The 406-nt window shown below is 80.0% G+C and carries 1 protein-coding gene; it reads right to left on the minus strand.

Translation table 11 applies throughout. From position 1 onward, the window contains the following. A partial coding sequence (locus ACLQ24_RS30345; protein WP_425895158.1) for a hypothetical protein occupies nucleotides 1–350 on the minus strand: 350 nt, incomplete at its 3' end. Between the last annotated feature and the right edge of the window lie 56 nt (nucleotides 351–406).

Below are 406 nucleotides of genomic sequence, written 5' to 3' on the forward strand. Positions count from 1 at the left end.
GCCGGCGGGCGGGCGGGGGTGAACCAGCCGGTGAAGCGGCGCGGCGGGGCGGGCACGGGGGCGCGTCCCCGTACGACCCCGACCGGGCGCGGCGACGGCGGCGCCGGGGCGAGGGTGGTGGTGGCGCGGCGGGCGTGTTGTTCGGCGCGGCGGGCGGTGCGCAGCGCCCAGCAGGGGCCCTGCTGTCCGCGGCACTGCAGGTTCGTGCAGGCGCCGTCGGGTCCGGGCTGGTGGGCGGCGGCGACGTCGACCGCGAGGGCCCACAGGAGCCGGTCAGTGACGTCGTCCGGTACGGAGGTGCGGTCGCTGGGACGCCGGCTGCGGCTCTGGGGCTGTGCGGGGTGTGCCATGGCGGGTGGCCCTTCGGTCGGCGGATCGCGGGCATGCGCGGTCGCCGCCCGACTCG

The organism is Micromonospora sp. DT4 (genome assembly GCF_049841675.1).
Classification (GTDB): Bacteria; Actinomycetota; Actinomycetes; order Mycobacteriales; family Micromonosporaceae; genus Micromonospora.